The 6509-nt window shown below is 71.1% G+C and carries 7 protein-coding genes and 1 pseudogene; 3 read left to right on the forward strand and 5 right to left on the reverse strand.

From position 1 onward, the window contains the following. Positions 1-139 precede the first annotated feature (139 nt). Positions 140-1297, forward strand: coding sequence for a DNA cytosine methyltransferase (locus ACH4J0_RS35775; RefSeq protein WP_396245335.1), 1158 nt, complete (start codon positions 140-142; stop codon positions 1295-1297). On the opposite strand, the gene ACH4J0_RS35780 is transcribed toward ACH4J0_RS35775, so the two are convergent. The 3 genes from ACH4J0_RS35780 to ACH4J0_RS35790 are packed head-to-tail and all read right to left on the reverse strand — an operon-like array spanning position 1235 to position 3339. Then, the gene (locus ACH4J0_RS35780) at positions 1235-1681 is read right to left on the reverse strand and encodes a very short patch repair endonuclease (protein ID WP_396245336.1); all 447 of its coding nucleotides are present in this window, start codon (positions 1679-1681) and stop codon (positions 1235-1237) included. The genes ACH4J0_RS35775 and ACH4J0_RS35780 overlap by 63 nt on opposite strands. Before the next feature lie 55 nt (positions 1682-1736). Next, the gene (locus tag ACH4J0_RS35785) at positions 1737-2186 is read right to left on the reverse strand and encodes an RICIN domain-containing protein (RefSeq protein WP_396245338.1); all 450 of its coding nucleotides are present in this window, start codon (positions 2184-2186) and stop codon (positions 1737-1739) included. Then, entirely contained in the window at positions 2179-3339 is a 1161-nt protein-coding gene (locus tag ACH4J0_RS35790; RefSeq protein ID WP_396245340.1) for a low temperature requirement protein A, read from the reverse strand. Before ACH4J0_RS35790 ends, ACH4J0_RS35785 begins: the two co-directional genes overlap by 8 nt. Before the next feature lie 77 nt (positions 3340-3416). On the opposite strand from ACH4J0_RS35790, the gene ACH4J0_RS35795 reads away from it, so the two are divergent. Together ACH4J0_RS35795 and ACH4J0_RS35800 are read left to right on the forward strand one after the other, a co-directional pair. Further along, positions 3417-4535 carry a hypothetical protein gene (locus tag ACH4J0_RS35795; protein WP_396245342.1) on the forward strand — a complete coding sequence of 373 codons (1119 nt, stop codon included), beginning with the start codon at positions 3417-3419 and terminating at the stop codon, positions 4533-4535. Between the two features lie 96 nt (positions 4536-4631). Beyond that, positions 4632-4967 carry a hypothetical protein gene (locus ACH4J0_RS35800; RefSeq protein WP_350507592.1) on the forward strand — a complete coding sequence of 112 codons (336 nt, stop codon included), beginning with the start codon at positions 4632-4634 and terminating at the stop codon, positions 4965-4967. A gap of 11 nt (positions 4968-4978) precedes the next feature. Here the strand turns inward: ACH4J0_RS35800 and ACH4J0_RS35805 are convergent, their stop codons facing one another. Together ACH4J0_RS35805 and ACH4J0_RS35810 are read right to left on the reverse strand one after the other, a co-directional pair. Then, positions 4979-5812 (reverse strand): TIGR02452 family protein, encoded by an 834-nt coding sequence (locus ACH4J0_RS35805; protein WP_396245344.1) that lies wholly within the window; start codon positions 5810-5812, stop codon positions 4979-4981. A 174-nt stretch (positions 5813-5986) separates the two neighbouring features. Then, positions 5987-6509: pseudogene (locus tag ACH4J0_RS35810) on the reverse strand (RNA helicase); the annotation flags it as partial.

The raw sequence follows: 6509 nt of genomic DNA on the forward strand, positions 1-6509 counted from the left end.
GCCGCGGTCTCACGTTGTCTGACCCGCCTGGCACAATCAGCCAGAACCATGCCAGGTGCCAGGGGACCCAGTTGGACCCAGCACGTCTCCACCTCTGCGACACTTGGCTTTTGCGTGTCGCAGCAAGGGAGGACGACCTATGACTACCAGCGCCGACCGGCTGACCTCGGTCGAGATCTGTGCGGGCGCTGGCGGCCAAGCGATCGGCCTCCACCAAGCAGGCTTCAGGCACCACGCACTCGTCGAGATCGACAAGCACGCGGCGGCTGCCCTCCAGAAGAATGTGGATCAACGCCGCGACTGGAAGTGGGAGCGCGAGAACAAAGCAGTCCTCCACATGGATGTGAAGGACTTCGCCAAGAACCCCCCCAAATTTGAACCGTTCGAAATCGACCTGCTGGCCGGTGGGGTCCCGTGCCCGCCGTTCTCCCTGGCCGGCCGCCAGCTGGGCCAGGACGACGAACGAGACCTGTTCCCCACAATGCTTGATCTCGTCAAAAAAATCCGCCCGAAGGCGGTCATGATCGAGAATGTCCGGGGACTCCTCCAGCCTGCACACAAGTTTGCCGGATACCGAAAAGATATCACCAGGAAGCTTGAGACTCTGGGGTATTCCGTCTGCAGGTGGGATATGGTTGAATCTGCCGATTACGGAGTTCCTCAGCTCAGGCCGCGCGCAATCCTGGTCGCCATTCACGGAAACTATTATGCGGAGAAATTTCAGTGGCCTACTGGAGAATCGAAGCAGAAGACAGTTTTTGAGGCGCTCAAGAAGAGCATGGCGGAACGTTACCAGCATGCGCAAAACCTTTACCCCGATCGGGCTGTACAGCTGGCGGCCATACATGAGCGCTGGAAGGAGCATGCCCGACGGGGGGGTGTCGCTCCCACTCTGGTTGGAGGATCGAAGAAGCACGGCGGTGCCGACCTGGGCCCCAGCCGGGCCAAGGCCGCCTGGAAGCTGCTCGGCGTCGACGCCATGGGCGTGGCGAATGACATGGGCGATGACATCGCCGTGGACCGTGATCTGCTGAACGAGGTCGGCCCGAAGCTGACCGTCAAGCAGGCTGCCATCATCCAGGGGTTCCCCGAGGATTGGCACTTCGAAGGCGGAAAGACGGCCCGCTACCGTCAGATCGGAAACGCCTTCCCCCCACCCGTGGCCAAGGCGTTCGGGGAAAGCATCGCCGAAGTGCTGCGGCTCGGTCCGCGACCGGAAGGCGAGACCGCGCCTTCAGCTATTTCGGCGTCTGGATCTCACGGTACTGACGATGGACAGGGCGCATTCGACTGGTGACTCGTGTTCCCAGAACCTGAGAACGGTCCAGCCGGCTGCTTCCAGCTGGGAATCCGTATCACGGTCACGCAAGACGTTCCGGGTTACTTTCTCTGACCAGTAACCCGGATTTGTACGGGGTGAGACGTAGTGCTCGGGACACCCGTGCCAGTAACAGCCGTCCACGAAGACTGCAACCTTCGCGGGCCGGAAGACCATGTCAGCCGTGCGGCGTAGACCAGGCAGGGGGCGGGCGGCCACGCGATAACGCAAGCCGTCGGCGTACACCAACTGCCTGATCCGCATTTCGGGCTTGGTGTCCCGGCTTCGGATGGCTTGCATGTTCCGTCGCCGGGCTTCGGACGACGCCCAGGAACCCTCGGGCGGAACCCAGTTGTCAGTCATGCCTTCCCCGTCTCGATGCACGCCCTGTCTCCAGGCTAAGTCCCGGCCGTTCTCCCTAACCCTGCCGCTCGAAGCGCCACCACTGGGTGGGCGAGTCGACGTCCTCCCACTGCTGGACGACTCCGTCCGGGGCCTCCGGCGCGGTCAGCGGCTTGCCGCTGACGAAGCTGGTGACGGTGTACGTCCCCGGGGCGTCGACGTGGGCCTCCAGCAGCCATTCCTGGGCGCCGAAGGCGTTGGCGGACCACTGCTGGATCGGGACGCCGTCCTCCGGGGAGGCGCCGGTGACGTCGAGGCGCTTGCCGCTGCCGGCGTTCTCGATGTGGAACAGCGCGCCGCCCGGGTGGACGGCGGCGAGCTGCCAGAGCTGGGCGTCGGAGCCGTCGTCCGTGCCCAGCCGGATCCGGGCGCCGCTGCGCCGGGAGGCCTCGGCGACCTCCAGCAGCAAGCCGCTGCCGACGTTGCGGATCCGGTAGCGGCCGTCGGTGATCGCACTGTCAGTCATGCCCGGAGTCTCCCACCGGGCGCCGACAGACGGCCTCGTAGCCGAAGACCGCGGCCAGCACCGCGACCACGGCGGCGACCTGGGCCAGCGCCGACACCCCGGTGCCCAGCGGGACGGTCTCCACGACCACGGCCGCGCCGAGCAGCCGGGGCAGGTGGGGCCCGAGTCCGAAGAAGCGCCGGATGGCGGTGTTCACCACCAGGTACAGCGTGACGCCGCCGGCCAGCGCGACGGCCTGCGGCTGGGTGATCGCGGCGGCGGGGTGCGCGGTCGCCGACTTCACCCCGGCCGCGAACAGCAGCACGCCGAGCAGCAGTCCGAGGTGGCCGAGGTAGTAGACGGTGACCGCGGCCCGGTTGCGTTCGGCGGAGGACAGCGCGGCCATGTGGTGCTCGGCGCGGGCGTCGTCGTCGTGCCCGAAGTACGCCCACCAGAGCCCGACGCAGACGGTCAGGCTGAGCAGCGCGACGGCGATCAGCGCGGGCCCGAGCCCGGTCGCTTCCGCGCCGACCCCGATGGCGATCACCGACTCGCCGAACGCGATGATCACGATCAGCCCGTGCCGCTCCACGAAGTGGTCGGCGCGCAGCCGGAACTCCGGCAGCCGGGCCGCCCTCGGGGTGACGTACTGCATCGCGAAGGCGGCTGCCCAGAAGCCGAGCTGGACCGTCCCCGCGAGGTAGCCTCCGGCCAGCACCAGGGCGCCGACGGCCAGGTTGGAGGCGCCCATCCCCAGCACCGCGGCGGGTGTCACCCCGGCGGCGATGAACATCCCGGTGTGCAGGGCGACCACCACCAGGTACGCCCAGCCGAAGGCGGCGCCGCTGCCCTCGAAGGCGTGCGGCACGGACAGCGAGATCACCAGGAAGCCGCCCATCGCCAGCATCAGCAGCCCGCGCCGCCCGTGGGTGCGCGGCGGCATCGCGTTGGTGAGCCAGATGAAGGCGTCGTACATCCACCAGATCACCCCCAGCATCACCAGCACCTGGGTGAAGCCGCCCGGGGTCAGGTGGTGGACCAGGCTGCTGGTGAGCTGGGTGACGGTGAAGACGAACACGAGGTCCAGGAAGAGTTCGAGCGGTGCCACCTTCAGGGCCGGCTCGGACGCCTCATCGGCACCGGGGGTGGTGGGGGGAACGGGGAACCTGGTCACCGCGTGAGTATCCGTCACCCGGACGGACGACGGTGGGCGTTTCCGGTGGACGGACCACGCCGCCTATGCTGCGGCGAATGTCCACCGAGCAGAACCCCGAACAGCCCCCCGGCTCCATTCCGTCGCAGCGTCAGCAGCCGGCCCTCCTGGAGGCGGTGGCCGAACTGGAGGCGGTGGTCGCGGCCGACGACGACGAGCGCTTCGGCCCGGCCCTCGGCCTGGTCGGCGGGCTGTTCGGTCCGGCCGGCCCGGCCGAGCGGCGGGCCGCCGGGCCCCGGCTGGCCGCCCTGCTGCCGGACGCCCCGCCGTTCCCCCGGGCGCACCTGGCGATGGTGGTGGGCGCCTGTGTGGAGTCCGGTGCCGACCCGGTGGCCTGCGCCGGCCCGGTGCTGGCCGGCCTGCGCGGGGCGCTGACCGGCGCCCAGCGGCTGGTCGAGGGCTGGGCGCGCACCGGCGGCGGCCCGCTGCCGGACCAGGAGGCCGACGATCCGGCCGAGGCGCACGCCCGGATCGAGAGCCCCGGGCACCTCGACGCGTGGAACGCCCACCTGGCCGTGGTCGGCTGGTGGACGCTGCACCTGTGGCAGCAGGCCGCCTGGGCGGTGTACACGCACGCGCCGGTCCGCGCCGAGGCCCGCACCTCGGGCGTCACCGAGGTGCTGCTGGAGCTGTTCGACCGCTACGAGGGCGAGCGGCACGACTTCAAGGGCCTGACGCACCTGGCGCTGGTGCTCGACGACGAACCGCTGCTGGTACTCGACCGCCCCACAGGCACCGGCTACCTGCTGCGGATGAGCGGCCTGAGCGACACCTTCCAGCTGCACACCCTGCTCGCCGACGTGCTGATCGGCGGCGGCCACCTGCCCGGCACCCCGCAGGACCCGGAGGTGGTGGCACTGGCCCGCACGGAGTTCCTGGACGGCCGCCGGCTGATCGCCACCGGCGCCTTCAACCTGGTGGCGCCGAACGGCTCCTGGCTCTGGAACGAGGGCACGCCCAGCGACATCCCGGTGGTGGACGGGGTCCGCACCCTGGTGCTGGAGCAACTGCCCTACGAGCGCAGCTGGTCGGCCGGGCGCTTCATCCAGGAGGTCCCGGGCGACCTGCGGCTGGAGCGGGTGCTCGACCCGGCGGAGGCGGCCCAGCGGCTGGCCCGGACGGTGCCGGGAACGTCCACGGCGTCGGCCTTCGGGTAGTCCAACCGCAGGCCCCCGAAGGGCCGTCCCCGTTCGCCGGGTTATGGTCGGAAACCGACGCACGGTTCCCCACGAGCCCCACGAACGGAGTCGACGATGGCGAAGGTCCCGAACGCGCTCGCGGCCGCCGCGCCCGCCGCGCTGACCGCGGCGAGCGGTCTGGTCGGCGGTTACGGCGTGGCCCGCTGGAGCGGTCGGCGCGAGCTGGGCGGCGCGGTGCTGGCGGTGGCCGGGGCCGGGGCGGCCGCCCAGTGGCGCCGCAGCTCGGGCACGGCCGCCGCGGCGGCGCTGACCGGTCTGTACGTGGCGGCCTTCGGCGGCTCGCACCCGCTGGCGAAGCGGATCGGCGCCTGGCCGTCCGTGTTCGCCGTCACCGGGGTGGTCGCGGCGGCCTCCACGGCCGCGACCGTGCTGTCCGCCCGCAAGCGCTGATCAGCCGGCGTTCACCGGACCGCCGCGCCGAACCGCGCCTCGAAGGCGGCGCGGTTCGCCGAGACCGGCGAGCGGTCCCAGACCGCGAACACCACCTGCTCGAACGCGCCCCCGTACCGGGCCAGCGCTCCCTCGAAGGCCTCGGCCACCTGCTCCGGGTCGTTGCGGAACACCCCGCAGCCCCAGGCGCCGAGCACCAGGGCTCGGACCTCGTGCCGGGCCGCCGCGGCGAGCACCCGGACGGCCCGCTCGGCGAGCACCCGCCGGACGTCCGTACCGGCCGAACGCCGTTCCAGCTGACCGGCGTTCGGCGCGGGCGACGTGAGGAAGGTGACCGGGTACGGCCGGGCCTGCAAGTCCCCCCGGCCGCTCCGGATCACCGGCACCGCGGGCGAGACGATCACCCGGTGGCTGTACCGGAGGTCCGTCGAGGCCCGGTGCGCCTCGTAGTAGTCCGGTGCCTCCACCAGACAGCTGTACAGCAGCGCGCTGCGGCACAGGTCCTCCTCCTGGGCGCGAGCACCGCGCAGGTAGCCGCCGCCGGGGTTGCGCGCGGAGGCGAAGTTCAGCACTCCGACCGGCCCGGCCCCGGCCGTGACCAGCCGCCGGGCGGCTTCCATGCTCCCCTCGGCCGTCACCTCGATCCGCCCGCCCGCCGGCCCGGGCCCGCGTTCCCCCGCCGCCAGCAGCGCGTCCAGGTCCTCCGGCGCGTACGACACCGTGCCGGCCCTGGCCGCCGCCAACTGCTCCCCCACCTGCACGAGTTCGCCCCCGGCCGTCCGGTAGCTCCCCCGCTCGGCGATCTCCTCGTTCACCCGTGCCACGTCATGCAGTCTGCTGCTCATGTCCGGGACGCTACGGGACTACCGGCATCGCGCGCCACAGGTTATTCTCACCTACAGAACAACACCTCGGGGGGCGAGCAGCAGCGAGGTGTTCCGGGGGATCGGGGGGAACCGGGGGAACACGAAGGGCCCGCTCCGGGGGACGGAGCGGGCCCTTCGTGTGTGCTTCAGGCGTCAGTTCTTCCAGCGCGGCTTGCGGTCGTCGCGGTTGAAGCCGCCGCCGTTGAAGCCGCCGCGGTCGCGGTCGAAGCCACCGCGGTCCCGGTTGAAGCCACCGCGGTCGGCCTGCGGACGGCCGCCGGAGCGGTGGTCGTCACGGCGCGAGAACGGACGGCTGCTGCTGCCGCCGCGCTCGTCGCGGTCCCGGCCGAAGGACGGGCGGTCGCCGAAGGAGCGGGCCGGACGGTCCCCGAAGGAGCGGCCGCCGCGGTCGTCGCGGTCGCGGTTGAAGCCACCGCGGTCACCGCGGTCGTCACGGTTGAAGCCACCCGAGCGACGGTCGTCACGGTCACGACCGGCACCGAAGCCACCACGGTCGCGGTTGAAGCCACCGCGGTCGCCACGGTCGTCACGGTTGAAGCCACCCGAGCGACGGTCATCGCGGTCACGACCGGCACCGAAGCCACCACGGTCGCGGTTGAAGCCACCGCGGTCGCCACGGTCGTCACGGTTGAAGCCACCCGAGCGACGGTCATCG

The sequence above is a fragment of the Kitasatospora sp. NPDC017646 genome (genome assembly GCF_044329365.1).
GTDB lineage: Bacteria > Actinomycetota > Actinomycetes > Streptomycetales > Streptomycetaceae > Kitasatospora.